The organism is Aridibaculum aurantiacum (assembly GCF_017355875.1).
In the GTDB taxonomy this organism is placed as follows: domain Bacteria; phylum Bacteroidota; class Bacteroidia; order Chitinophagales; family Chitinophagaceae; genus Segetibacter; species Segetibacter aurantiacus.
The window spans coordinates 1,324,525-1,350,260 of the sequence record NZ_JAFEWC010000001.1 but is presented as its reverse complement, the minus strand read 5'-3'; the positions used below and the strand labels follow the sequence as shown (position 1 = coordinate 1,350,260).

General features: G+C 42.1%; 26 protein-coding genes. 8 read left to right on the top strand and 18 right to left on the bottom strand.

The window, feature by feature from the left end:
* Positions 1–18: 18 nt before the first annotated feature.
* The 4 genes from pssA to J4N22_RS05535 form a co-directional block, all read right to left on the bottom strand.
* A complete protein-coding gene (gene pssA, locus J4N22_RS05550; protein ID WP_207492702.1) occupies positions 19–813 on the bottom strand; it encodes a CDP-diacylglycerol--serine O-phosphatidyltransferase in 795 nt (264 codons plus the stop codon).
* Positions 814–876: 63 nt separating this feature from the next.
* Positions 877–2,166: an aminopeptidase P N-terminal domain-containing protein gene (locus J4N22_RS05545; protein ID WP_207492701.1), complete on the bottom strand. Its 1,290-nt coding sequence runs from the start codon at positions 2,164–2,166 to the stop codon at positions 877–879.
* A gap of 95 nt (positions 2,167–2,261) precedes the next feature.
* Entirely contained in the window at positions 2,262–2,885 is a 624-nt protein-coding gene (lolA1, locus tag J4N22_RS05540) for an outer membrane lipoprotein periplasmic chaperone LolA1 (protein ID WP_207492700.1), read from the bottom strand.
* A gap of 255 nt (positions 2,886–3,140) precedes the next feature.
* On the bottom strand, positions 3,141–5,870 hold the full coding sequence (locus J4N22_RS05535; protein ID WP_207492699.1) for a DNA translocase FtsK: 2,730 nt from the start codon (positions 5,868–5,870) through the stop codon (positions 3,141–3,143).
* A 327-nt stretch (positions 5,871–6,197) separates the two neighbouring features.
* Between J4N22_RS05535 and J4N22_RS05530 the strand changes: the two genes are divergently transcribed.
* From J4N22_RS05530 to J4N22_RS05520, 3 genes are all read left to right on the top strand, one after another.
* The gene (locus J4N22_RS05530; RefSeq protein WP_207492698.1) at positions 6,198–7,286 is read left to right on the top strand and encodes a tetratricopeptide repeat protein; all 1,089 of its coding nucleotides are present in this window, start codon (positions 6,198–6,200) and stop codon (positions 7,284–7,286) included.
* A gap of 111 nt (positions 7,287–7,397) precedes the next feature.
* The gene (locus J4N22_RS05525) at positions 7,398–7,787 is read left to right on the top strand and encodes a BlaI/MecI/CopY family transcriptional regulator (protein WP_207492697.1); all 390 of its coding nucleotides are present in this window, start codon (positions 7,398–7,400) and stop codon (positions 7,785–7,787) included.
* Positions 7,788–7,789: 2 nt separating this feature from the next.
* A complete protein-coding gene (locus tag J4N22_RS05520; RefSeq protein ID WP_207492696.1) occupies positions 7,790–9,223 on the top strand; it encodes a M56 family metallopeptidase in 1,434 nt (477 codons plus the stop codon).
* A gap of 50 nt (positions 9,224–9,273) precedes the next feature.
* Here the strand turns inward: J4N22_RS05520 and J4N22_RS05515 are convergent, their stop codons facing one another.
* From J4N22_RS05515 to J4N22_RS05485, 7 genes are all read right to left on the bottom strand, one after another.
* Entirely contained in the window at positions 9,274–9,468 is a 195-nt protein-coding gene (locus J4N22_RS05515; RefSeq protein ID WP_207492695.1) for a hypothetical protein, read from the bottom strand.
* A gap of 195 nt (positions 9,469–9,663) precedes the next feature.
* A complete protein-coding gene (locus J4N22_RS05510) occupies positions 9,664–10,545 on the bottom strand; it encodes an NAD(P)-dependent oxidoreductase (protein WP_207492694.1) in 882 nt (293 codons plus the stop codon).
* A 317-nt stretch (positions 10,546–10,862) separates the two neighbouring features.
* Positions 10,863–11,270 (bottom strand): L,D-transpeptidase, encoded by a 408-nt coding sequence (locus tag J4N22_RS05505; RefSeq protein ID WP_207492693.1) that lies wholly within the window; start codon positions 11,268–11,270, stop codon positions 10,863–10,865.
* Between the two features lie 92 nt (positions 11,271–11,362).
* Entirely contained in the window at positions 11,363–11,749 is a 387-nt protein-coding gene (locus tag J4N22_RS05500; RefSeq protein WP_207492692.1) for a DUF423 domain-containing protein, read from the bottom strand.
* Positions 11,742–12,248: a shikimate kinase gene (locus J4N22_RS05495; protein WP_207492691.1), complete on the bottom strand. Its 507-nt coding sequence runs from the start codon at positions 12,246–12,248 to the stop codon at positions 11,742–11,744. Before J4N22_RS05495 ends, J4N22_RS05500 begins: the two co-directional genes overlap by 8 nt.
* Positions 12,249–12,305: 57 nt before the next feature.
* The gene (locus J4N22_RS05490) at positions 12,306–12,719 is read right to left on the bottom strand and encodes a GxxExxY protein (RefSeq protein WP_207492690.1); all 414 of its coding nucleotides are present in this window, start codon (positions 12,717–12,719) and stop codon (positions 12,306–12,308) included.
* Between the two features lie 701 nt (positions 12,720–13,420).
* On the bottom strand, positions 13,421–14,605 hold the full coding sequence (locus tag J4N22_RS05485; protein ID WP_207492689.1) for an acyl-CoA dehydrogenase family protein: 1,185 nt from the start codon (positions 14,603–14,605) through the stop codon (positions 13,421–13,423).
* 269 nt (positions 14,606–14,874) lie between these two features.
* Here J4N22_RS05485 and J4N22_RS05480 point away from each other — a divergent pair, with 269 nt between their 5' ends.
* On the top strand, positions 14,875–15,297 hold the full coding sequence (locus J4N22_RS05480) for a YciI family protein (protein ID WP_207492688.1): 423 nt from the start codon (positions 14,875–14,877) through the stop codon (positions 15,295–15,297).
* A gap of 144 nt (positions 15,298–15,441) precedes the next feature.
* On the opposite strand, the gene J4N22_RS05475 is transcribed toward J4N22_RS05480, so the two are convergent.
* The 7 genes from J4N22_RS05475 to J4N22_RS05445 all read right to left on the bottom strand — a co-directional run bounded on the left by J4N22_RS05475 (position 15,442) and on the right by J4N22_RS05445 (position 22,755).
* The gene (locus tag J4N22_RS05475; protein ID WP_207492687.1) at positions 15,442–16,068 is read right to left on the bottom strand and encodes an SGNH/GDSL hydrolase family protein; all 627 of its coding nucleotides are present in this window, start codon (positions 16,066–16,068) and stop codon (positions 15,442–15,444) included.
* A gap of 152 nt (positions 16,069–16,220) precedes the next feature.
* Entirely contained in the window at positions 16,221–17,084 is an 864-nt protein-coding gene (gene pyrF, locus J4N22_RS05470; RefSeq protein WP_207492686.1) for an orotidine-5'-phosphate decarboxylase, read from the bottom strand.
* Positions 17,085–17,136: 52 nt separating this feature from the next.
* On the bottom strand, positions 17,137–18,480 hold the full coding sequence (locus J4N22_RS05465) for an FAD-dependent oxidoreductase (protein ID WP_207492685.1): 1,344 nt from the start codon (positions 18,478–18,480) through the stop codon (positions 17,137–17,139).
* Between the two features lie 55 nt (positions 18,481–18,535).
* Positions 18,536–19,804: a kynureninase gene (kynU, locus tag J4N22_RS05460; RefSeq protein ID WP_207492684.1), complete on the bottom strand. Its 1,269-nt coding sequence runs from the start codon at positions 19,802–19,804 to the stop codon at positions 18,536–18,538.
* A gap of 46 nt (positions 19,805–19,850) precedes the next feature.
* Entirely contained in the window at positions 19,851–20,264 is a 414-nt protein-coding gene (locus J4N22_RS05455) for a RidA family protein (protein ID WP_207492683.1), read from the bottom strand.
* A 103-nt stretch (positions 20,265–20,367) separates the two neighbouring features.
* Positions 20,368–21,825, bottom strand: coding sequence for an aldehyde dehydrogenase (locus J4N22_RS05450; protein ID WP_207492682.1), 1,458 nt, complete (start codon positions 21,823–21,825; stop codon positions 20,368–20,370).
* Between the two features lie 144 nt (positions 21,826–21,969).
* A complete protein-coding gene (locus tag J4N22_RS05445) occupies positions 21,970–22,755 on the bottom strand; it encodes an SDR family oxidoreductase (protein ID WP_207492681.1) in 786 nt (261 codons plus the stop codon).
* Between the two features lie 78 nt (positions 22,756–22,833).
* Between J4N22_RS05445 and J4N22_RS05440 the strand changes: the two genes are divergently transcribed.
* The 4 genes from J4N22_RS05440 (at position 22,834) to J4N22_RS05425 (ending at position 25,728) form a co-directional block, all read left to right on the top strand.
* A complete protein-coding gene (locus tag J4N22_RS05440) occupies positions 22,834–23,364 on the top strand; it encodes a 3-hydroxyanthranilate 3,4-dioxygenase (protein ID WP_207492680.1) in 531 nt (176 codons plus the stop codon).
* 176 nt (positions 23,365–23,540) lie between these two features.
* Positions 23,541–23,951 carry a GxxExxY protein gene (locus tag J4N22_RS05435; RefSeq protein ID WP_207492679.1) on the top strand — a complete coding sequence of 137 codons (411 nt, stop codon included), beginning with the start codon at positions 23,541–23,543 and terminating at the stop codon, positions 23,949–23,951.
* A gap of 172 nt (positions 23,952–24,123) precedes the next feature.
* Positions 24,124–25,113 carry an amidohydrolase family protein gene (locus tag J4N22_RS05430; RefSeq protein WP_207492678.1) on the top strand — a complete coding sequence of 330 codons (990 nt, stop codon included), beginning with the start codon at positions 24,124–24,126 and terminating at the stop codon, positions 25,111–25,113.
* 39 nt (positions 25,114–25,152) lie between these two features.
* Positions 25,153–25,728: a hypothetical protein gene (locus J4N22_RS05425; protein ID WP_207492677.1), complete on the top strand. Its 576-nt coding sequence runs from the start codon at positions 25,153–25,155 to the stop codon at positions 25,726–25,728.
* Positions 25,729–25,736: the final 8 nt, after the last annotated feature.

Below are 25,736 nucleotides of genomic sequence, written 5' to 3'. Positions count from 1 at the left end.
CATCATTTGCTGTTGAATTTACTTTGTTACATCATGCGGCACTACCACATCACGTGGTGGCGCTTTGGTAGCAAGTGAAAGAATAACATAGATGGCAAATACTAGCGGTACCGCCATCCATTGCAGGAAAATTGCACATGCAATGGCTGCAAGTATCAACAGGTACTTCGACATGTTGTTTATAAATGAGTAGTCTTTGAACTTCAGCGCCATCATTGGCAGCGTAGATACCATCAGCCACGATACAATAGCTATGTAAGCAAACCAGAACCATTGGTTGAGCAGAACAGTGATGGCTGTTTCGCTTCCTGAATACCAATAGATCAAAGGGAAGGATGCAGTTAATAAACCTACCGCCGGGATGGGTACACCTTTAAATCTTTCAGACTGTTCAGTATCAATATTGAAACGCGCCAACCTGTAAGCACCCGCACAAGGAATGATGAATGCAGGTAGTAACCATGCAGCCGATATTTCCAGTCCATCAGGCTGCTGCGCAAACGACAGGCGCAGGAACTGGTAGACGATCATTGCAGGCGCTACACCAAAGCTTACCACGTCTGCGAGGCTATCCAGCTGTTTTCCCATTTCGCTGCTGGCTTTTAAAAGCCTTGCAACAAAGCCATCCAGGAAATCTATAACAGCTGCTATACCAATGAAGGCAGAAGCCCAGTAGATCCTTTCAGGTAACATAAGTATCAAATCACCGCCTTCGTTACTTGTAGCTACCATCCCATTTTGCAGAATGAATACAATAGCAAGGCAGCCAAAAAACAAATTAAGCAGCGTGAATATGTTGGGTATTTGCTTCATAAATTAAGGACGACTGACCACTGACCTCAGACAACAGTAGCCATTTTTTTAGTTAGTGTTTTTTCACCTCTTCATCAGTTGCTCTATATCATCCGCTTCAATAGGAATATTCTTCATCAGGTCAATATTTCCATTGTCCGTGATCCAGAAGTTATTTTCTATCCTGATCCCCATCTCCTCTTCTTCTATATAGATACCTGGCTCCACTGTAAATAACATTCCGGCCTGGATGGGTTCTGTCCTCGTTCCAAGATCGTGTACATCTATACCAAGATGATGAGAAATTCCATGATATAAATACTTGCGATAAGCCCTGTTCTCTGCATCTTCATTCTTAACATCGGCCTCAGAAAGAAGACCAATCTTTACAAATTGCTTAGTAGCCTCATCGCCTACTCTTTCTGTATAATCTATGATGCTGATGCCCGGCTTAAGAATACTTGCCGCATACTTGTGCAGGTGAAGACAAGCATTATAAACTTCTTTCTGACGCTTTGTGAACTTTCCATTCACAGGTACTGTACGCGTAAGATCAGCAGCATAAGAAGCATAGTTAGCACCAAAATCCATCAGTACAAGTTCACCATCTTTACATTCCTGATTGTTACTCACGTAGTGCAATGTTCTTGCCCTGTCGCCACTGGCAATGATGCTGCCATATGCTTCGCCTTTGCTACGGTTGCGTAAAAATTCATGAACTATTTCTGCCTCTATTTCATACTCCATTACACCAGGCTGTATGAAGCCGAGAACACGCCTGAAAGCTTTTTCAGTAATATCAATGGCGGTCTTCATTACCTCCACCTCTTCTGCTGTTTTAATGGCACGCAGCTTCTTGGTTATTCTCGCAGAGCGTTCGTAGTTGTGCAGCGGGTACCGCTCTCTCATTTGCTTTGCAAAACGATAATCACGCGTTTCCAGCAAAACAGATTTCCGATCATTCTCATTTGTATTTAAGTAAATCGTATCTGCAAGGTGGATCCATGGCTGAAGCAAGGCTTCAAGACTATCCAGCCATACAATTTTCTCAATACCTGATATTGCTGTTGCTTCATTTGCACGAAGTCTTTTTCCATCCCACTTTTCTTTCATTTCGTTAGGTCTTACCAGTACCAGCACCTCCCTGTATTTAGGATCAGGATTATTTGGAAAAAGTATCAGCATTGTGTCTTCCTGTTCTATGCCAGTAAGCCAGTACAGGTCGCTGTTTTGTACAAAACGATAAATAGCATCACCATTAGAAGAAACTTCATCATTGCTATTAAAGATGGCTATACTGTTGGGCTTCAGTTCCTTTATGAATCGTTGGCGGTTGTTGATGAACAACTGTGGGTTAAGAGGCAGGTGCTTCATAATTACGCATTGATAGTGCGCAAGATACAGGAATGATGTAAACAAAAGCGCCACCCTTCTATGGGTGGCGCTTTGTAGAGGAGATGATTTTTCACCTATTCAATTACTTCAATATTCTTTTTGTATTTGTTCTTGTCGAACACGAATGTGTTATCAGTTATAGATGCATTTGTGTTGATGTTGTTAAGACTAAACTCGATCGTGTTGTTACTCTTATCAAGGATAGTAGCACGTGTGATCATCAGCTTACTTTTATCTACAAACACATTAACACGCTGAAAGTTCTTACGCTTATCTACCGGCACCATTTCTATCTGGTGTGCATTGCCTGCAGATGAAACCAACTTGTATGTAAAGTCTTTATCGTAAAAGTTAGTAAGTAGCTTTTGTGGAGTAAGTGTCTGACCATCTGCATCAACGGTGTTAACAGTTACTTCGTTAGAACCATTGTAGTTCCAGATCTTGTTACCATCGCTGAATATTTCGGTTGGACCTTGCTTGATGTAATACTTATTGCCTTTGATAGCCACTTTACCGGCTACATTATTGTTCACTTTACCTGAACGGCTCTTAGATGAATAATTAAAATTAGCTGTGATGCCTTTGAAAGTTTTCAGTTTAGCACTCACCTGATCAAGAACTTTTTTTGCATTTGCATCTTGTGCAGATGCTGATGCGGAGATAAGAAATGCTGCAAATAGGTATAATAATCTTTTCATTCTATGATTTTTACGGGTGCGAAATTAATGGTTTAAGACCAGCAGGTAGGGTAATTGTTTAAACAATGAATGTTAAAGAAGTGGGAAGAAGGCAGGTACGAGGTAAGAAATACGAGGTACGAGAACAAGTTCGAAAGACGAAGTACGAAGCAGGAATTTTAACCACTAAAATCCAACTTCTAACCTCCAACTCAAACTTCCAACCTCCAACATCAAACCTTAAACCTTAAACTTCAGACCTTAAACTCCAAACCTCTAAAACTGCCCCAATATCTCCTCCAGTTCCATTTCGCTTTTTACCTGCACTTCACGTGCTTTGCTACCCATATTCGGACCTACTATTCCTGCGGCTTCTAATTGATCCATTAAACGGCCGGCACGATTGTACCCGAGCTTCATTCGTCGCTGTATGAGTGATGTACTTCCAATCTGGCTGCTCACCACCAATCGTGCTGCATCTTCAAACAATGGATCGCGGCTACTGCTGTCGAAGTCTTTTGTCTCCAGTTCCTTCTCATCTACATATTCAGGCAGCAGGAATGCCTGCGGGTACCCCCGTTGATCTCCGATGAAATCAGTGATAGCATCTACTTCAGGTGTATCTACAAAAGCACATTGTAAACGGGTAAGCTCTCCATTGTAGTTGATCAACATATCCCCTTTACCGATCAACTGCTCTGCGCCACCAGCATCCAAAATGGTACGGCTATCAATTTTACTCGAAACTTTAAAAGCAATACGAGCAGGGAAGTTTGCCTTAATGGTACCAGTAATAATATTAACCGAAGGACGCTGCGTAGCAATGATGAGATGTATACCAATAGCTCGAGCCAACTGCGCCAAACGGGCAATGGGCATCTCTACTTCTTTACCTGCGGTCATGATAAGATCAGCAAACTCATCCACTACCAATACAATGAAAGGCAGGAACTGGTGGCCCTTCTCTGGATTCAACCTGCGGGCAATGAACTTCTCGTTGTATTCTTTTATGTTCCTGCAACCGGCTTCCTTCAACAGGTCGTAGCGGTTGTCCATTTCAATACAAAGCGCATTCAGCGTATGAACCACCTTCTTTGTATCGGTGATGATACTTTCTTCTTCACCAGGTAGTTTAGCAAGAAAATGTTTTTCGATGCTGCGGTAAATGCTCAGCTCCACCTTCTTTGGATCCACCAATACAAACTTCAATTGCGATGGGTGCTTCTTGTACAGCAGTGAAACGAGGATGGCATTCAAACCTACTGATTTACCCTGCCCGGTAGCTCCTGCCATTAGCAGGTGCGGCATAGTTGCAAGATCTACAATGAATAGTTCATTGTCTATTCGTTTACCAATGGCTATGGGCAGTGAGTGCACGCTGTTCTGGAACTTTTCGCTGGCCAGCAAAGTCTTCATACTTACCACCGTCTTACGCACGTTTGGCACCTCTATACCAATGGTACCTTTACCTGGTATAGGCGCAATGATACGTATACCAAGAGCAGCAAGGTTGAGCGCTATATCATCTTCCAGGTTTTTAATACGACTGATACGTACACCCGGCGCAGGTACTATTTCATAAAGCGTAACGGTAGGTCCTACGGTTGCGGCAATACGCTGTATAGTGATGTCGTAATTCTTGAGCGTGTTGATGATCTGGTTTTTGTTATTCTCCAGCTCTACTGGGTCGTGCACGATCTTCTCACTACCGTGTGTTTCTAATAGTTCAAGTGACGGATATTTATAATCGCGCAGGTCAAGCTTTGGCTCGTAAGGATCCATCTTGGTTGGCTTCGCCAGCACTATTTCCTCTTCCTCCTCTTCTATGGCTACCTCGGTCGTGTCTTTTATTTCCAGTTCCATTTCCTCTACCACCGGGTCAGGATGTTTTACATGCACGCGTTTCGATACTGGCGGTGGCGGAGCATCAGCTGTTACCATTTCAACCAGCTCTACAATATTAGCTGGCTCAACCTCCAGCTGAATCTGGTTAGTAGGCATTTCTTCCTCTTCGGCTACCACTTCCTCTCCTAATTCAATCTCCTCCTCTTCTTCAACAAACGGTTCTTCCTCCGGTTCATCCTTTTCAATTATCTCCAGCTGCACATTCTGAACAGGTGAAGGTTCATCAGGCATCATTACTACCACACCCTTGCCATTGTTCTTAAGCTTGTTGTTGCTATGGGCTACATCTTTTTCTATATAAAGTTTAGCCGATTCATCTGCTTCCTCTTTCTCCTCCAGGTAAAGTTCGTGTACCGTTTTTACTCCTGCTTCATGCAGCGGCGTCTCAGTTATTTCACCATTCCCATCTACATGCATTTCACCTACTGAAGCGGCAGTGCTGGTAGCAGCAGGTTTTATAGTGGGTTTATTGAAGAGGTAATCAGGCCATGTAAACTTCGGGTTGAAGCGCCATACGAAATAACTGAAGCCGGTAACCAGCAAGAGTAAACCTGTTCCAACATTGCCTATCCATTTTACCAGCCATTCGCTTACCAGTTGGCCAACAGCTCCACCAAAACTGAACGCACTACTGCGAAAAATGAAGGCCATCAGAACGCTAATTACCAGCAGCCCGCTCAGCACATATTTTACATTTCGCTGCAGGCTAAAAACCTTGCGTCCAAAAAGAAGATTAACGCCTAGTACAAAGAAGAATGTACAGAAGAGAAAAGAGGCAATGCCAAATGCTTTGTAAATAAAGAAATGTGCAACATAAGCACCTAGCACGCCCAGTAGGTTATTCACCCTTACATCGTCTACGCTAAATATTTCTACACCAAACTGGTGCACCTTATCCTGGTCATCCTGCCAGGTAAAAGCATATGATGCAAGCGCCACAAATAAAAACAGTGATACCAACAGGCTCACCGTTCCGGCAATCTTGTAAGTACGTTCATCCTTCACAATCTCCTTTACCGTTACCTCTTCCTCTTTATCTGCAACCAGTTTCTCAGGATCTGGAGGTGGCGGAGTTTTCTTCTTTCTTAAAGTATTTGCCATAGCTACACAAACTGTAAAACAAATATACCCTAAAGCCCCAGCCTATGCCTGTGGATAACTGCAGCTACACAACACGATTTAATAACATCTTTAATATGGCTGTAGACAATATGTATAACATTACGAAAAGCAGGCTGTCAGCGGGATGCTTCAAAAAAATTGCTTCAGTAAAAGAAAGCCTGTTCTAAGAATGAAGAAGGATTTACTTGATCTCATCTACTACTGTTTCTTTTTCTGCAAGGGCAGCATATCCCTTCTTCGCGTACAAGTATAAGCCTACGCACATAAGATTATTTTATACATTAGGTACTTTAAAACCAAAACAACATGACCCTCCTGCAAAAATTACTGTTTAGCATCACCTTTTATTGCTTGTTCCTTTCGTGTAATGTTATAGATCCCCCGGTAACTGATGAGGAAGCAAAAGCATTTGCCAAAGAAATAGAAACAAGCTTCGCTAAAAAGAACCCATCTGTTTTCAATGATCTTATAGATCCTTCCACTTTTAGAGAAAGAGTGAAAGACGCAGGAAAAGGCAAAGTAGAAAATTCTGTATTGAACGAGATAACGAAGGGCCTGGAGAAAAGAAAATTGGGAAACGAGATATTGCAACTACTTGGTGAGGAAGGAACGTACGAACTGGTGAAACACTATAAAGAAGACAATGAGCAACACCTGTTGTTCAGGATGTATGGCAGTTCAGGCCTTAACTACCATGATATGGAACTGGTGAGGAGGGGCGACAAGTTGAAAGTTGCAGACTTGTATGTTTATATCACAGGTGAGAACATGAGCAAGACACTAGCGGATGTAAGTATTGGAATGCAGTCGTACTACAAGGACAACATGAGAACTGCGGATGCAAATAATAAGGAGATACTGGAATTGCGTAAAATGATAACTACCAAAAGATTTGAAGAAGCTAAAGAAAAATTTGATGGCCTTCCTAATGAATTGAAGAAGCAGAAGAACTTCCAGTTGATGAATATTATGATACTTTCGGAAGTAGACCATGATGCATATAAAGAAGCCATCAACACTTTCGCCAAACGCTTCCCTAACGAGCCCAACCTTTACCTGGTGATGATCGATCATCACTTTCTACAGGAAGATTACAAAGCTGCGTTAAACGATGTAGATCAATTAGACGCTCTGATCAATAAAGACCCTTTCCTTGACTTGTACCGTGGTAACATTTATAATGCTATGGATGACTCAGAAATGGCAATCAAACATTTTGAACGACTGGAAAAGAATATGCCTGCTTTCGGTGATGGCATCATTGAACTAGCTGCATTATACCTGAAGACAGACCAGCAGGCAAAAGCTAAAGATCTTATGGCTAAACACAAACAACACCTGCCCGAGGCAAAGTTGAACATCATCAGCATCCTTTATCCTGATTTCAAAATGTAATATCCTGCTCGACATTTATAGAAAATATTTAATAACTAATAAAATAGTTTACAAACTAATTTTTTAGTTACATTTGTTTTGTCATTCCGGGATGACATTAAGAGGTACCAAATGAAAAAGAGTAACAAGAAGAACCCAGTGATTGAGCGGGGACTTACAAAGGCAGAAGAGCAGGTAATGCAAGCTGTATGGCAACGCGATCATTCTTACCTGAAAGATGTGGTAGAAGCCATGCCTGCACCTCAACCGCATAGTAATACCGTGGCAACCATCCTGAAAATCTTGATCGATAAAGGGTTTGTACAAGCAGAAGCTGTTGGACGCAACAACCTGTACAGTGCACTGGTAAGCAAGGAAGAATATAGCCGCGCAACAATGGGCAATCTTGTTTCTAATTATTTCAACGGGTCGTTTAGTAACGCCGTTTCATTTTTAGTAGACCAAAAACAACTGAGCGTCGCTGATCTTGAAATGCTATTGCAAGAACTAAAAAAGAAGTAGCTATGGAAGCATACCTCATCAAAATGATCTGCTGTTCGGGCTTGTTATTTGGCTACTACAGGTTAGCCCTGTACAACGAACGCTTCCACCAGTGGAACCGCTTTTACCTGCTGGCTGCTATTGCCATCTCTATTGCTGCACCATTGGTAAACATACCTGTAGTAGCAAATGAGGGAAACGCGAACCTTGCTTATTACATGGATAATATGCCATGGAACTATTCAGCTCCTGTAGCAGAAGAAACTATATCTTTTTGGCAAATAGCAGCTATGATAGGATCAGCAATTTCATTGTTCTTTATTGCAAGGCTACTATTTGGTATAGGCAAAATCATTGGTATCTACAGAAAGCATGCTGCTACGCCTTTGGTTAATAATGTTCAGTTGATCGTTACTAAATTATCTGAAGCACCTTTCTCTTTTTTCAACTGGCTATTCTGGCGGCACGATGTAGATCCTGCTTCTGAAAATGGCCAACGCATGCTGAACCACGAGTTGACTCACATCCGCGAACAACATAGCATCGACAAGATGTTCTCATCTATTGTGCTATGCCTGTTTTGGATGAACCCATTCTTTTGGCTGATGCGGCGTGAGTTGAATACCATCCATGAATTTCTTGCCGATCGAAAAGCCATTCGCTCACAAGACGGAGCTGCATTTGCACAAATGATCTTGCAGGCGGTACCAACAAAAAGCAACGGTTTCGATGGCTTGATAAATCCATTTTTTTCATCACAAATCAAAAGACGTTTATTTATGATCACCACTTCAAATAACGCGAAATACAGTTACCTGCGCCGCATCAGCGGGCTGGCTATTATGATCTGCATGGGCATATCATTAACCCTTTCTGTTCAGCATGCTGAAGCACAAAAAACCGAGACTAAAATCATTATCAAAGAAAAAATGGCCACTACAGACGAAGGTAAATCGAGTAATAAATCTGAAAGTAGTTCAGCCACTTCTCCTAAGCCAGCAGATGCTAGGAATAAGGCAGAAAAGAAGAGCCCTCTTGGAGAAAGGAAAGAGCAAATAGTTACAAAGAACCCACCACTGTATATTGTTGATGGCAAAGAAACACACGCTTCTGTGATGCGGGATATGGCACCTGAAAGTATCAATAGTATAGATGTACTAAAAGGTGAACATGCTACAGAAAAGTATGGTGAGAAAGGTAAGAATGGTGTTATCATCATCAGCACGAAATCTGGAGGTAACCAAAATTTTGATGGCTTGGCAACGGTGATCAGTTCAGCAGGTGATCAACCTCTATACTTCATCAATGGTAAAGCTGCTACTAAAGAAGCTATAGACAAACTTGATAAAGATGCGATCAAGACAGTGAATGTTCTGAAGGGTGAAAGTGCGACTAAAAAACATGGAGATAAAGCAAAAGGTGGTGTAGTAGAAATCACATTGAAAGAGGCCCTGTAAATACTTTTAAAATAAAACAAAAGCCGGGTGATTACCCGGCTTTTGTTGTTTTAGATGCTATTTGGTTGTTTCTTTTCTACGTATTCTTTAGCCCCATGTGATTCATCTTTAGTCCTTTTACCTGTATCTTTTTTGCTTACACCCATTGCACCTTTTTGTGGATTCTGCTGGCTCTCGCCTTTGTTATTTGTTACTGTTCCGTCTAGTCCTACATTTCCTGAATGTTTCTCATTCTTATTGCTCATGATCTTCTTTTTTGGTGAAAAATAAGTTCCTCCATGTAAGTTTTACAAGTATTGGGCCGCAACATCCAGCTGTACTTCTTCCGCGCAACCTGGTCCTCTTGTTCATTGATTTACTACAGTTTGTGATAAACAGCCAGGCGAGGATGATCACGAACAGCCTGTTGAACCAGATGGAAACTTCTTCCCCATCCAGGTTTACAAACTACTACTCTCCTCTTCTATCACCTTTGCGATAGAGGTCCAGTCGTAGCCATTTCTCCCACGGTTGTGGTTAATGATAAAATGATTTTTCACAACATCAGCAATGGGTACAGTAGCACCAACTTCTTCCGCTAAGGCCAGCGCCAGCTTTGTATCTTTTAACCCTAACTGCGAAGTGAAACCAGGTGTATCGTATGTTTTGTCAACAATTATCTTTCCATAGATCTTATAGATAGGCGCGCTGAACAAAGTTTCTGTTATCATCTGGAAAAAAGCTGCTGTATCGGCTCCTGATTTAGCCACCAGGTTAAAGGCTTCGCCCATTGCTTCCAATGCAGCCAATATTAAAAAGTTGTTGCAGAGTTTTATTACTGCAGCACTTCTTACATCTTCACCAAAATCGTAAAAGTTCTTTCCACCAAGATCTTTTAAGACTTCTACTACCGCTTCTTTATGCTGTGTGATGCCAGACATACAAACAGTTGTATTACGTGCTTTTGCTACTTCAGGTCTGCCTATAACGGTAGCAGAAAAATATTCTAGACCCTTCTGCTGATGCGCCTCATGAAGGCTTGCCGATGTAGCCGGAGCTATAGTACTCAAGCAAACATGCACAGCTCCTTTTTTCATGTTATTCACCAGTCCATCATCACCCAGTGATATTGCCTCTACAGCTTTATCATCCGATACGATGCTGATAATTATATCGCACGCTTCAGCAAGCGATGCAATGGATTCATGAATGGTGGCTTTGCCTTCATATGCTTTCAATTTCTGCTTACTCCTGTTGTAAAGATGCAAATGCCTTCCCCGCTCCAGCAGATTGTCAACCATCACTGTTCCAAGGTTTCCTAATCCTATAAATCCTATTTCCATAGTGGTAATTTTTTATTGATACTAAAGTATAAAAGTCGCACGCAGGTTAACGCAGAAAGAGATAAAACAACCAGCATTTAGTAAATAAAAACGGCTGCCTTGCAAGGACAGCCGCTCAATATTGATGCTTTTTTATTTTCTATTTATCAACGGGATAGAGTCCCTGAGCTTGATGGTTTCCATTTTTGTTGAATCACGCAGTACTCTGTCATACCATTCAGCAGGTCTACTCTCTCCTGTTTCATCCATTATCAATCTTCCCAATTCAATGATATCATTATTAGCCATCCGTACCGAACCATGTGATTCTGCTTCGTCTAATGAATTGATGTCTTTAGTACCATGCAAGGAATAAGGCGACTGGTAAATGATGCGCACACGTCCCTTGGATTATCCTTGTGACCCGGCGGTGTATAATCTTCATCCTTGCTCCAGTCACTATCTGGTGGTGTCCAGTCAGGGTTCCAGTCAATCTGGTGGATCTTAAATTCTCCTGTTGGTGTAGGATGTGTTGATTTACCAACTGCTATAGGATAACTACGAAGCGTATCTGAACCGCGTAATACATGCACTTTTCTCTCGCTGATGAACAACTCAAGCCTTATATCCGGTACTTTCCTGGCTGCTGTATCTGGTGCACCTTCTGCTGTAGTTGTCTCACTAGTGGTTTGTTGTTGGCAGGCAATGGCAAATACCAAAGCTCCTAATGTGATCAATCTTTTCATTCAACTATTTTGCTGGCAGTAGTTATAATACTATGCCAACACATGTTGTTAATGTTTCAAATTAACCAGGAAGAAACTACTTAAACAGGCAATTATTTTGTTCCCACACCAATCAACAAACATATCCATCCAGCTATAAAAGCCACTCCACCTAATGGTGTTATAGCTCCTATCCAATTAAGCGAGGGCTTGTCGATTATCTTGATATACGTGAGCAAGTACAGGCTTCCGCTAAACAACAACATGCCTATCACGAATAGCCATCCTGAATACATCATCCACTTGTTGCCAAACTCTCTAAACAAAATACCGGCAGCCAGCAACGCGATCACATGATAGAACTGGTAACGTACACCTGTTTCAAAAATGTCCAATGCATATTCAGATGCACGCTGTTTTAAAGCATGGGCACCAAAAGCACCTAAGGCAACAGCAAGTGCACCTAGTATAGCTGCCAGTTTAATGAACGTGCTATGCATATTCAGCTACTAATTTTTTATAACCAGATCCTTCCAATTCTTTAGATGATACTTTTTGCGAAGCTTGCTCGTAGTACGGCTTTCTATCTTCCAGTGTTTGCTCAAGATAGTTACGTAGTTCAGTTTCATTCTTGCCCTTCAGCAACGGGCGCTGATCCAACTCTTTTGAAAGTCTTTCTGCCAAAACCTCTACTGGTTCATCTATCCAAACGGTCTGGCCTTCTTTGTTCATCCAGTCTATGTTGCTATGAAAACAAGGAGTTCCTCCACCAGTGCTTAGAATGAATTTCTTCTTCTCTTTGAATAAGCGCAACATTTTAGCTTCCACTTTTCTGAAGGCCTCTTCTCCACCTTCTTCAAATATTTCAGTGATGGTTTTTTCTTCCATCATCTCCACCAGGCTATCCAGGTCGTAAGCAGGTATCTTCAGTTTTTTCTTCAATATTTCAGCAGCGTAAGTCTTGCCAGAACCAGGCATGCCTATTAAAAAAAGCTTCATGTTGTTTTGATTTTAGCCACATAGATACACAGATATTTTCAAGAAAACATAGGATAATTATTTATCAGGTAAAGCAGCATAATAATCATTTACAAATGTTTTTTGGCCATGATTAAAAATGTTTGTTGAGCAGAAATTCAGCAGGATTCCTTTCGGCTTTTTCAGCAACTTCATATAAGTCAAAACCTGTGCTTCGTGAATGTTCAGTAGGTTTTCTACAGCCTTTATTTCCACCACAAGCAGATCCTCCACAAGCAGATCAAGGCGTAGCTGAGCATCGAGATCAATGCCCTTGTACTTTATAGGCACCCACACTTCGGAACGGAAGTGTAGTCCTTTCAAAGTAAGTTCATGTCTTAGGCAAGTAGTGTAAACGGATTCTAACAATCCTGCACCAAGTGATTTCTGTACCTCAATAGCACAACCAATCACCTTGTAGCTTAAGTCATCAATGATCTTCTGTGTAAGCAAGAGAAATATTTATGAATCAAGATAAAAATCAAACTTCTGATTTCATAATGATGCAGCTTCTTTGTTGAACAACTTTGTGAACACATAGAGACATAGAGACAATAGAACATATAGAAATCATGGTAGAAACACTTTCCAAATCCACCATAAATAATCAATTGAAACAGGTCATTGAAGACCTACTGTTCCCTATCCTCCTATGTCTCTATGTATTGAACAAGAATTGGAACACATAGGATCATAGAAACAGTAGAACGCATACAGATTGATTTGCCTATTGTTCCCTAACCTCCTATGTCACTATGTATTGAACGAAAAGTTGAACACATAGGATAATAGAAACAGTAGAACACATACAAATTGTTTTGCCTATTGTTCCCTATCCTCCTATGTCTCTATGTGTTGAACAAGAATTGGAACACATAGGATCATAGAAACAGTAGAACGCATACAGATTGATTTGCCTATTGTTCCCTAACCTCCTATGTCACTATGTATTGAACGAAAAGTTGAACACATAGGATAATAGAAACAGTAGAACACATACAAATTGTTTTGCCTATTGTTCCCTATCCTCCTATGTCTCTATGTGTTGAACAAGAATTGGAACACATAGGATTATAGAAACAGTAGAACGCATAGCAAATGATTTCCCTACTGTTCCCTAACCTCCTATGTCACTATGTGTTGAAAAATAAACCTTATTTGAACGCATTTAATCCTGTTACATCCATGCCTGTAATAAGCAGGTGTACATCGTGCGTTCCTTCATAAGTTATCACGCTTTCCAGGTTCATCATATGGCGCATGATGCTGTACTCGCCTGTGATGCCCATGCCGCCCAGCATCTGCCTTGCATCGCGGGCTATGTTAGTAGCTATTTCGCAGCTGTTGCGCTTCGCCATCGAGATCTGCTGCGGTGTAGCTCTTCCTTCGTTCATCAATGTACCAAGTCTCCATACCATCAGCTGCGCTTTGGTTATCTCAGTTATCATTTCTGCCAGCTTCTTTTGCTGCAATTGAAACCCGCCTATCGGTCGATCAAACTGCACACGCTCTTTACTATAACGTAGCGCAGTATCATAGCAGTCCATTGCTGCACCCAATGCGCCCCACGATATACCATAGCGTGCTTTACTCAGGCAACCAAGCGGCCCTTTCAGTCCCTTTACATTTGGGAACACATTCTCCTTAGGCACCTTCACATTATCAAACACCAACTCGCCTGTAGCGCTGGCACGAAGGCTCCATTTACCATGCGTAGTGGGTGTGCTGAAACCTTCCCATCCACGCTCCAGTATCATTCCACGAATATCACCCGCTTCATCCTTTGCCCACACTACAGCCACCTGCGCATAAGGCGCATTGCTGATCCACATCTTAGCTCCGTTCAATATATAATGATCACCTGCATCTTTAATGTTGCTCAACATGCCGGCAGGATTACTCCCATGATCAGGCTCGGTCAGTCCGAAGCATCCCAACCATTCGCCACTTCCCAGTTTTGGCAGGTACTTCATCTTTTGCTCTTCGCTGCCATACGCATATATCGGGTACATCACCAGCGATCCCTGTACAGATGCAGTGCTACGTACACCACTATCACCACGCTCCAGCTCCTGCATCATCAGGCCATAGCTAATGTAATCCATACCACCGCCGCCATACTCCACAGGTATGGTCGGTCCAAACACACCAATCTCTCCCATCTGCTTTACTATCTGCTCAGGGAACTCCGCCCTTTGCGCATAGTCTTCAATGATTGGTGAGATCTCCTTCTTCACGTAGTTGCGCACACTTTCACGCACCATGCGTTGCTCTTCAGTAAGCAGTTCATCTAGTAGATAATAATCAGGAGATTGAAATTGATCAGTTCTGGCAGCCATATCGTTTGTTTTATTTTTAGAAGAGTTACTTGACAAGGTAGAAATATGGTAGTCGACAGCAGTGCTTGCTTCAGCATCGTTGCGTCGCACACTTGTACTTGTACCACTTCATTCAGCTATTTCCACCCACAATTGTTTTTGAACGTAATAACACCTCCGGTTTACTTTTCTACCCTGTGTCAATGACATTCAAAAGATCCGGGCAAAAATAACCCAGCACTACATCACACCAACTAAATGTTGTACTTTTCTTACACAACCTTCTAACAATGAAAAAACTTGTAATCCTGTTTCTACTTCTTGCTCCTGCATTTGTTTTTTCTCAAGCTAAACAAGATACAGCCAAGGCAAAACCAGTTAAAGAATTTAAAGCAGGTGAGTACACCATGAAGCAATACTATTTTGTAATGCTAGTGAAAGGTGCACGCCGCAGCGAGATAACAGATACAGCAGTTATCAATCAACTGCAACGCGGCCATATGGCTAATATGGACAGCATGGCCAAAGCAGGAAAACTATTGGTGGCAGGACCATTCGGAGACGATGGTAACTGGCGCGGTATCTTCATCATAGATGCAGATACAAAAGAGGAAGTAGAACAACTTTTGAAGAAAGATCCTGCTATCGCCGCAGGTAGGTTAGACTACGAAATACATCCATGGTGGACCGCCAAGAACAGCGTGTTCAAGTAGGATGAGGTTTAAGGTTTGATGTTTAAAGGTTAAGGTTATGGAACAGCTGGATGCTGATGAATAACTTGACATCATTCTTATCAACTAATCAACCATTCAACGTATCAACCTTTCAACTTATCAACCATTCACCCATTCAACCTATCAACTAATCAACTTATAAACCAACCTTCCCTCCACCACCTCTGCCACCTGCGCTGCCCACCGTTCATATTCTTTTGCAGAAGGATGTAGTTTATCAGCAGCTACCAATGATGCATCATTTGCTGCTTCGCGTGTACCTGGAGTAATGTTGATATATTGGCAGCTATACAACTTTGATATGCGCTCATTGATGCTGTTGAATGCATCAATCTCAGAAGCTATTTTTTCTTTATCTCGACCTTCTGCAAAAGGAGTTGCTCCCCAATCAGGAATAGATAACACAATTACATGATCTGCTTTATCACCAGCTAAGTGTACAGCCTTTTTTAGCAGGAACTCAAAATCTGCTTCATAATCTTTCGCTGATAAGCCCCTGTACTGGTTGTTGACTCCAATTAACAGCGTTACAAAATCGTATTGCTGGTTTAGCTGCGTGTGTATCAGGTGCTCTGCCAACTCAAAAGTTGTCCATCCGGTTTTTGCAACAATTTCCGCAGCATGAAAAAGCATGTTTTTCTTTCGAAGCATCTGCACCACCTGGTACGGGAACGACTCGAAAATAGGAAGGCTTTCACCTATTGTATAAGAGTCTCCTAAAGCCAGGTAAGAGTGGATGTGATTTGACATAAGCGGGAAAAATAGTTTATGGTTTATTGTTTTTAGTTTCTGATTGCTGCTAGCAAACAATGATTATTTGCGGCTTAGTTATTTAGGTAATAGAACCGAAATTTCTGAACCAGGAACCACAAACCAGAAACACATCGTTATAAGCCCTTAACTCACAACCTCACTTCTAGTTGCTGTTTCATCTCCACTGAATATTCCTTTGCTACCCGCTGTGCTGCTTCTGCAAAATCTTCTCCCCCTGAAGCATATATAACAGCGCGGCTTGCATTTACCAGTAGGCCTGCATCTTTATTCAAACCAACCTTAGATACTTCCTCCAGGCTTCCACCCTGTGCACCCACGCCAGGCACCAGGAAGAAATGCTCGGGCAGCATATTGCGTATGTGCTCCAGCTGATCAACTTTGGTAGCGCCCACTACAAACATCAAATTATCTACTGAACCCCATGATGCTACTGTTTTCAAAACCCTTTCATACAAGAATTCATGTGCCGGTCCCTGCACAAGATGTGAGGCATCGAACAATGGATCATGCTCCTTATGAATAAGCAGTTGCTCAAAATCTTCACTGCCTTTGTTAGAAGTAAGACCTAGCACAATCGTCACCTTGTCTTCATACTCCAGGAAAGGACGGATACTATCTTCACCCATATAAGGCGCAACGGTCACTGCGTCGAAGCCATACACCTCGAAGAAGGTTTTTGCATATTGTGCAGATGTATTACCTATATCACCGCGCTTGGCATCGGCAATGGTGAAATGTGTAGCAGGAATATATTCAACCGTACGCTGCAGCACCTCCCAGCCTTTCACTCCCATTGCTTCAAAAAATGCAGTATTGATCTTATAACTTACGCAATGATCTTTGGTAGCATCAATGATCTGTTTGTTGAATTCAAATACTCCATGAGGATGCGACTGCAGATGTAAAGGAAGTTTGGTAACATCTGTATCCAGCCCTACGCAGAGGTAGGAACCTTTAGAATAAATTTCTTGAATGAGTTGTTGGCGGTTCATAAGCGCGAAGATAAACGGTTGATGAAATGATTAAAAAGCTTAGTTCTTATCCTTAAAGCTTCTCCAAAATCATCCACTCAACTTCATCGCTGTCCCATTTTTCAGCAAGGTTATCCAGTTGCATTACCTCTTGCATAATAGCCTCTTGTTTCATTCCTCTTGAAAGTGCTTCTGAATAACGAATGTGCGGTGAGAACGTGACCTGTGAATAAGCTGGTATCCATTTATCAGGATGCCTGTCGTGTAAGCGTGCTTCTATTTTCTTTTGCAACAGGAACTTTGGATCAGCGGTCTTCTCCCGCATTTCAATAAAATTATTTACAGCCATATCGGCTATTGCATCAGCATCAGGCTTACGTTGTGTTTGAAATTCTTGCAGTAATGAAACCCAGTCATCACCGTGCTTGTCCATCAGTTGATTCAGTACAACACAATCTTCGAAACCAGCATTCATGCCTTGTCCAAAGAATGGAACAATAGCATGTGCCGCATCTCCTATTAAAGCAAACTTATCGTCGCGCACCCAAGGGAAACATTTTACTGTAACCAATGAAGATGTTGGGTTTTTGAAGAACTGTTCTGCCAGGTCTGGTATCAGTTCCACCACATCCGGAAAATCCTGTTTAAAAAATTCATTCACCTTTTCCTCTGTGTCAAGCTTTTCAAAAGATGTGTCTCCTTTAAATGGAAAGAACAGCGTGCCTGTAAAACTGCCATCAAGGTTTGGCAAGGCTATCAACATATAATCTTTCCGTGGCCAAATATGCAACGCCTCTTTATCTAACAGGTATTCACCGTTAAGACCAGCAGGAATAGCCAGTTCTTTATAACCACAATCAATGTAATACTGGTGATACTCAAACATAGGATGCGACAACATATGCTGCAACCTTGCCGCTGAATAAGCACCATCCGCACCTATGATAAGATTTGGATATTCAAAATCCTGATTGAGCGTGGTTGTGTCATCAAATACTACCTCATTCTTCTCCCAGTTGATAGTTGAACATTTCTTTCGGAAGATGATCTCAACATTATTCTGCTCTGCTATGTCCATCAGCTTTTTATTCAGCTCGCTGCGCGACACCGAATTGATAGCTTGTCCTTCTTTACCATAAGGCTGAAAGACTTTATTTCCATCAGCATGATGAATCATTCTTCCGCGCATAGGTATTGCTATCTGCATAACCTCTTCTGCTATGCCTACTGCTTCCAATGCTTTTATCCCCCTGTCGCTTAGCGCAAGATTGATGGATCGTCCTGCCTCTACAACTTGTGATCGCATGTCTTCCCTGCGCTCATAGATCTTTACCTCGTGGCCGCGTTTAGCTAAAAAAATGCTGAGTAATGAGCCCACAAGTCCGGCTCCAACAATAACTACTTTTTTGTCTGACATGCAATACGCTTATTAAGTTTTTTACTTCAGTGAAAGAATGAAAAGCTAGTCCCTCCTAACTCAATATCTTTTTAATGATATCTCCAAATTGCCATACATCTTCAAATGAATTGTACAAAGGAACCGGCGCTATCCTGATGACATTTGGCTCTCGCCAGTCAGCTATCACTCCTTGATTTATCAGTTCATCGAATATCTCTCTTCCTCTTTCCAGCATCAACATACTAACCTGGCAACCTTTCTCCGCCTCTCCTCGTGGTGTGATCACCTGTGTCACCTGTTGTGTTTGCGTTGCATTTATTTCATCTAAAACAAACAACAGGTAGCTGCTCAGTTGCCTGCTCTTTGTAACTAGATTTTCAAAGCCTGCTTCTTCAAAAACATCCAACGATGCTTTGTGCGCAGCCATGGTAAGAACAGGCACATTGCTCAATTGCCATCCTTCTGCAGTAGGTATCGGTTCAAATGATGAGCCCATTTTAAAACGGCTTTCTTTATTGTGCCCCCACCAACCAGCAAAGCGTGGCAGTGACTTGTCTTTGTGATGCTTGTTATGTATAAAAACACCTGCCACGCCACCAGGGCTACTGTTCAGGTATTTGTAGGAACACCAGCAAGCAAAATCCACCTCCCAATCGTGCAGTTGCATGGGAATGTTACCTGCTGCATGTGCTAGATCAAAACCGGCAACTGCACCAGCATCGTGTGCCGCAGCTGTTATTGCCTTCATGTCAAACGCTTGACCAGTGTAATAATTTACGCCACCAAATAACACCAATGCCAGCTCATTCTTATGCTGCTCAATGGCAGACAAAATATCTTCATGACGTATGGTGTATTCACCTTCACGAGGAGACACTTCCACTATGGCGTCTGCAGGCTCGTAACCATGAAATGCTACCTGTGACTGCAAGGCATATTGATCAGAAGGAAATGCCTTTGCTTCGCAAATGATCTTGTAACGATGTTTTGTCGGTCTGTAAAAACTCACCATCAGCAGGTGAAGATTTACACTAAGCTGGTTCATAGCCACCACTTCTGTTGGTAAACAACCAACGATCTTGCTTAGTTGCTGCGGGAACAATTCGTGGTAAGATACCCATGGGTTCTTTCCATGCACATGTCCCTCTACACCAAGCTGTGCCCAATCATCCAGTTCTTGTTGTATATAACCTTTTGTCGCTTTCGGTTGAAGTCCAAGAGAATTACCAGTTAGGTAAACAGCATCCTGTCCGTTACGTTGTGGAATATGGAACCTATTCCTGTATTCTTTCAAAGGATCTTGTTGGTCGAGCTGCTGAGCGTATTGTAATGTATTTTCCATTTTTGTATTGCCGCTAAGGCGCTAAGGCACGAAGATGCGCCAAGTGTTAATCAATAGTAGCAATTACTTTCAATTCTATTGCTATAGGTGTTGGAAGGCTAATTACTTCTACCGTTGTCCTGCATGCCTGCACATTGCTGAAGTACTCACCATAGATCTTGTTATAGATCGGGAAGTCTTTTTTCATGTTGGTAAGAAAAACCGTTACATCCACCATCTTATCCCAACTACTTCCACTTGCTTCCAGCACTGCTTTTACATTAGCAAATACCGAATGACATTCTGCTGCTATATCGTATGCTATAATGTTTCCTTCTGCATCTTGCTCTAAGCCAGGAATAGAATTATCTACTGCAGAACGAGGTCCTATTCCTGATAGAAACAACAGGTTGCCCACTCTCCGCGCATGTGGATAAGCACCGAGGGGTTTAGCTGCATTCTCAGTGTTGATCATCTCCATTTTGAACGCTGATTTTTATGATAATTAAGATCGGTTGGATCTAAATAAACTAAACTGATGTACTTAGCGCAGATCAGCAAAATCTTAATGATCTGCGTTCTATTTATATTTCCACGCACACATTTTTTGCCTCTGTAAAAAATCGTAAAGCTTCCCATCCGCCTTCTCGTCCTACGCCACTATTTTTCATTCCGCCGAATGGGGTGCGAAGGTCGCGTACCAGCCAGCAGTTTACCCAAATGATGCCTGCTTCTACTTTGGCGGCTACACGATTGGCTTTGGATATATCCTGTGTCCAGATAGTGGCTGCAAGGCCGTAGTTACATTCATTGGCTAACTGCAGCGCTTCTTCTTCATTCCTGAACGATTGAAGCGTAACAACAGGTCCGAAGATCTCTTCCACATTAGTATTGCATGCAGGACCTAATCCTTCTATGATTGTTGGTTCAATAAAATATCCATTTGCACAGCGTCCCTCTGGCCGTACGGCATTACCGCCACACAATATCGTACCGCCCTCTTCCTTAGCGGTCTCTATACATTTCATCACTTTTTCAAAATGAACCTTGCTCACAATAGCGCCTTGTTTAGAGGACGGATCCATTGGATCACCTACTGTAAGTTGTTGCGTCCGTTCTACAAACTCAGCTTTGAATTTTTCATAGATAAACTCTTCCACTAGTATGCGGCTGCCGCACAAGCAGATCTGTCCCTGGTTTGCAAATGATGAACGCAGTGTGGTGTCCATCATCTTTTTCCAGTCACAATCAGCAAAAATGATGTTGGGGTTTTTGCCGCCGAGCTCTAGCGAAAGCTTCTTAAATTTCGGTGCAGCAAGTGATGCTATTCTTTCACCAGCGCGTGTACTACCTGTAAATGAAATGGCCTTGATTGCTGGATGTTTTACTATTGCTTCGCCGGCACCTGGACCAGTACCATGCACAATATTCAACACTCCGGCAGGAAGTCCTGCTTCTATGCAAATTTTACTGAGCAAATATGCTGTAACAGGTGTAACCTCTGAAGGCTTTGCTATCACACAATTACCTGCTGCAATTGCAGGTGCTATTTTCCATGTAAATAAATAAAGCGGCAGGTTCCATGGGCTTATGCATCCAACTATACCAACAGGCTGCCGCAGGGTATAGTTGATCACCTTGTCCTCCATATTATGGCTTTCGGTGCTAAAGTGCAAAATGCCTGTTGCAAAGAAGCGGAAATTTGAAGATGCTCTTGGAATATCCACACGCTTACTCAACCAAAGCGGTTTACCATTGTCTGTTGTTTCTGCTAGTGCCAGTGTCTCAAGATTAGCATCTATCAATTCTGCTATTTTATTAAGCACTTTAAATCGCTCTTCTACTGGCGTAACAGACCAAGATGCAAATGCTTTCTTTGCTGCACTCACGGCCAGTTCTATATCTGTATCATCACTATCAGGTGTATGAGAAAAAACTTCAGCTGTAGCTGGATTAATGTTCTCAATGAACTTACCATTAGACGGTGGAGCTAAAGCTCCGTCGATGTAATTCTCAAGATGATATGGTATGGCAAGATCCATTTTTGATTTATGATTTTTGATTGCGGAATTTAGATTGAGGTGATCAAACTTTGATAAATGATTCTGTTGAAAAATCCTGATACAGGTTGCGTAGAGGTAATCCAGCATCTAGTATTCTTTTTCCAGCATCAAGCATCCTGCTCCTCAAATTGCTCCTGTCCTACCGCCATCTACAGGTATGCTGGTTCCGTTGACATAAGCAGCAGCAGGCGTTGCTAAAAATGCAGCCACGGCAGCTATCTCTCCGGGTTCTCCAAAACGTTTAGCCGGAATTTCTTTTTGCATTTCCAGCTCTACCTGTTCTATCTCCTTTTGCTGCTTGTTTGCGTTATTGTTGATGATACTACTCAGCCTTTGCGTCTTAGTAGCACCAGGAAGAACATTGTTCACAGTGATACCAAATTCTGCAAGTTCATTACTCATTGTCTTGGCCCATGAAGCCACAGCGCCTCGGATGGTATTTGAAACACCAAGATTTTTCAAAGGAACTTTTACGGATGTTGATATGATGTTAATGATACGTCCATAACCAGCAGCTTTCATAGATGATACAACAGCTTGCGTGAGGATATGATTGCAAATAAGATGTTGATTAAAAGCGGCAAGAAATTGTTCTTCACCTGCATCAACTATGGGACCTGCTGCCGGCCCCCCCGTATTATTGATGAGAATATGAACAGGCTTATCTTTTACATACTGCTCAATTACCTGCTTCACTTCATCTGGTTTTGAAAAATCAGCAACCAATGTATCATGCTCCTGTTGAAGCGTATTATCAAGATGTAGTACAGCTTCTTGCAGGCTTGTAGTATTGCGGGCAAATAAAGTACAGTTAGCACCCATCAATGCTAACTCCGTTGCTATCGCTAATCCAATGCCCTGGCTGCTGCCACAGATAAGCGCGTTCTTTCCTTCAAGAGATAGATTCATATGCTGTCAAACTTAGTCAGTTTTACTGTATTTTGTTTCTGTTTTTGTAACCACATCACTTCACAAAAATTATTGCTTATGCCAGTTGCATCTCCTTTCAATCTTAAAAAATGGATCGATGAACATCGTGACCTTCTGAAGCCCCCGGTAGGTAATCAATGCATATATAAAGAAGCAGAGAACTTCATTGTTATGGTAGTTGGCGGCCCCAATGCAAGAAAGGATTACCACTATAATAAAAGCGAGGAGCTGTACTACCAGGTGGAAGGAAACATAGAACTGAAAATCATAGATGATGGTAAGCCACGTACCATCCCCATCAATGAAGGTGATATGTTCCTGCTTCCACCTAAGACGCCGCATTCACCACAGCGCCCGGCTAATACGGTTGGATTGGTGATAGAAAAGATCCGCGAAGACCAAGAAAATGAGAAAGATGCTTTTATGTGGTTCTGCGAAAACTGCGGCAACAAACTATACGAAGAGCATGTGTTTGTAAGTGATATTGTAAAACAGCTTCCACCTATCATGGAGCGTTTTTATTCATCAGAAGAAAACAGGACATGCAATAACTGCGGAAGTGTGATGGAGCCCCCGGTGAAGAAGTAGTTTTTTGGGGGAACGCAGATTATTATGATGATTAAGGTTAAGTATGATTTTGGGTATGGTGGGAGAAGGTACTTGAAGGCAGATTGTTATGATGTTTGGGTTTATATATGATTAGGTACAATAGCAGAAGTAAAAGTCTTCCTGAACGCTGATCTATTAAGATGATTAAGATGCTTATGAACGATAACTACTTACATAGTGAAATCACGAGCAACATCATTGCGGCATTCTATGCTGTTTATAACAAACTCGGGTACGGCTTCCTTGAGAAGGTGTACGAGAGGTGCCTCTTGATAGAATTAGGAAAGCTAGGGCATCATCCAATTGCTCAACATCCTATCAATGTGCACTATGAGAATCATGTTGTAGGACATTATATTGCAGATATATTAGTTGATGACAAGGTCATTGTAGAGGTTAAGGCCGCTGATGCACTTTCTAAAGAACATGAAGCACAATTGACCAACTATCTTAAAGCAACAGATATTGAAGTTGGTCTCCTGGTAAACTTTGGTAAGAAAGCAGAATTCAAAAGAAAGGTTTTTTCTGCCCAGTATAAGTATCACAACTTACCACCAAGAACATAGAAGAGTATTGTGTCTGTGCAAACAACAGGAACATCAGCGAAACATCTAATTAAAAACACAACGCCATTGAAAAACCATGATTAATCATCACCACCATAACAATCTGCGTTCACTCACTCTTCTGTAACATAACTCATCATCACCATAATAAAAATCAGCGTTCCCATTCCCTATGAAAATCGACATTCACACCCACATTATGCCGGAGCATATGCCTAACTGGACAAAGAAGTTTGGCTATGGCGAGTTTATTCACCTGGAGCACCGCAACTGCGAGGCATGTATGATGAAGGGAGAAAAACAGTTTCGTGTTGTAGAACAGAATTGTTTCAAAGTAGAAGAAAGAGTAAAGGATATGGATGCCACGGGTGTGTCCATGCAAGTACTTTCTACTATTCCTGTTCTGTTTAACTACTGGGCTAGTGCAAAAGATGGACATGAAACATCGAGGTTTCTCAATGATCATATTGCAGAAGAAGTAGACCGGCAGCCGGATCGTTTTATAGGCATCGGCACTGTGCCTTTGCAGGATATTGATCTTGCCATCAAAGAAATGGAGCGGTGTGTGAAGGAGCTACGGATGCCGGGTCTTGAGATCGGTTCCAACATAAACGGCAAGAACCTGAGTGATCCATCATTCTTTCCTTTCTATGAAGCTGCAGAAAAACTAGGCTGTGCGCTGTTTGTTCACCCATGGGAAATGATAGGCGAAGAGCAGATGCAAAAGTACTGGCTGCCATGGCTGGTTGGTATGCCAGCCGAAACTACAAGAGCTATATGTTCTATGATCTTTGGTGGTGTGTTTGAGAAGTTTCCAAAACTGCGCGTTGCCTTTGCACATGGCGGCGGTTCATTCCCCTATACGCTAGGCAGAATAGAACATGGCTTCGATGTAAGACCAGATCTTGTTGCTGTTGACAACCCTGTTTCTCCACGCAACTATCTTGATCACTTTTGGGTTGATAGCCTGGTGCACGATCCTAAAACAATGCATTACCTGCTGGATGTAATGGGCAATAACAAAATATGCCTTGGCAGCGACTATCCTTTTCCTCTTGGTGAACATCACCCTGGAAAGTTGATAGAAGAAATGACTTTGGAACCGGGGGTAAAAGAGATGCTGCTCTTTAAGAATGCGAAGGATTGGCTGGCCATTCAATAAGAGGATAGCAGCTTTACCAATGCTTATAAACAACAACCAATGCACATCAAACTGCTTAAGCTTCTCCTGTTGATCGTTATTACTTGTATAGCGCTTACAAGTTTTGGTAATGACACTGCAGTACAAAAACTAGATGTTTACGACACTACTCAACTTGCATTGGATGCAGGTGGCTATAAGCCAGATGACGAATTCAATATCTTCCTGCTATTGTTCGGGACTGCAGCTATTTGTTTTATGGCTGGTTTCTTTCTGTTAGGACTGCTCGTTTTTATTGTACTCGTTGCTTTGATAATTGGCTTTGTAAGTATTGGTGTGATCTCTACTTCTGCCTTGGTTGGTTTGTACAACAAGTCGTTTACCAGTGGCTTCAAAACCTTGTTCCTTACGGGCGGAACTATATTCGGTTCTATAGCAGGCATCTTCCTGTTTGGCCTCTTTACATTAATGCTCGATCTGCAAGTATCAAGTTCAACCATCACTGTAGCAGGCGGTATTATAGGAGCAGTTACTGGTTGCCTGGTCGGCTATACAAGTTTTATGTTGGTACGCAGAACTCTAAAGTACATACACAGCAAGTACCTTCAGTCACCTCCTGATCAAAACAACCAGTAACTACATTT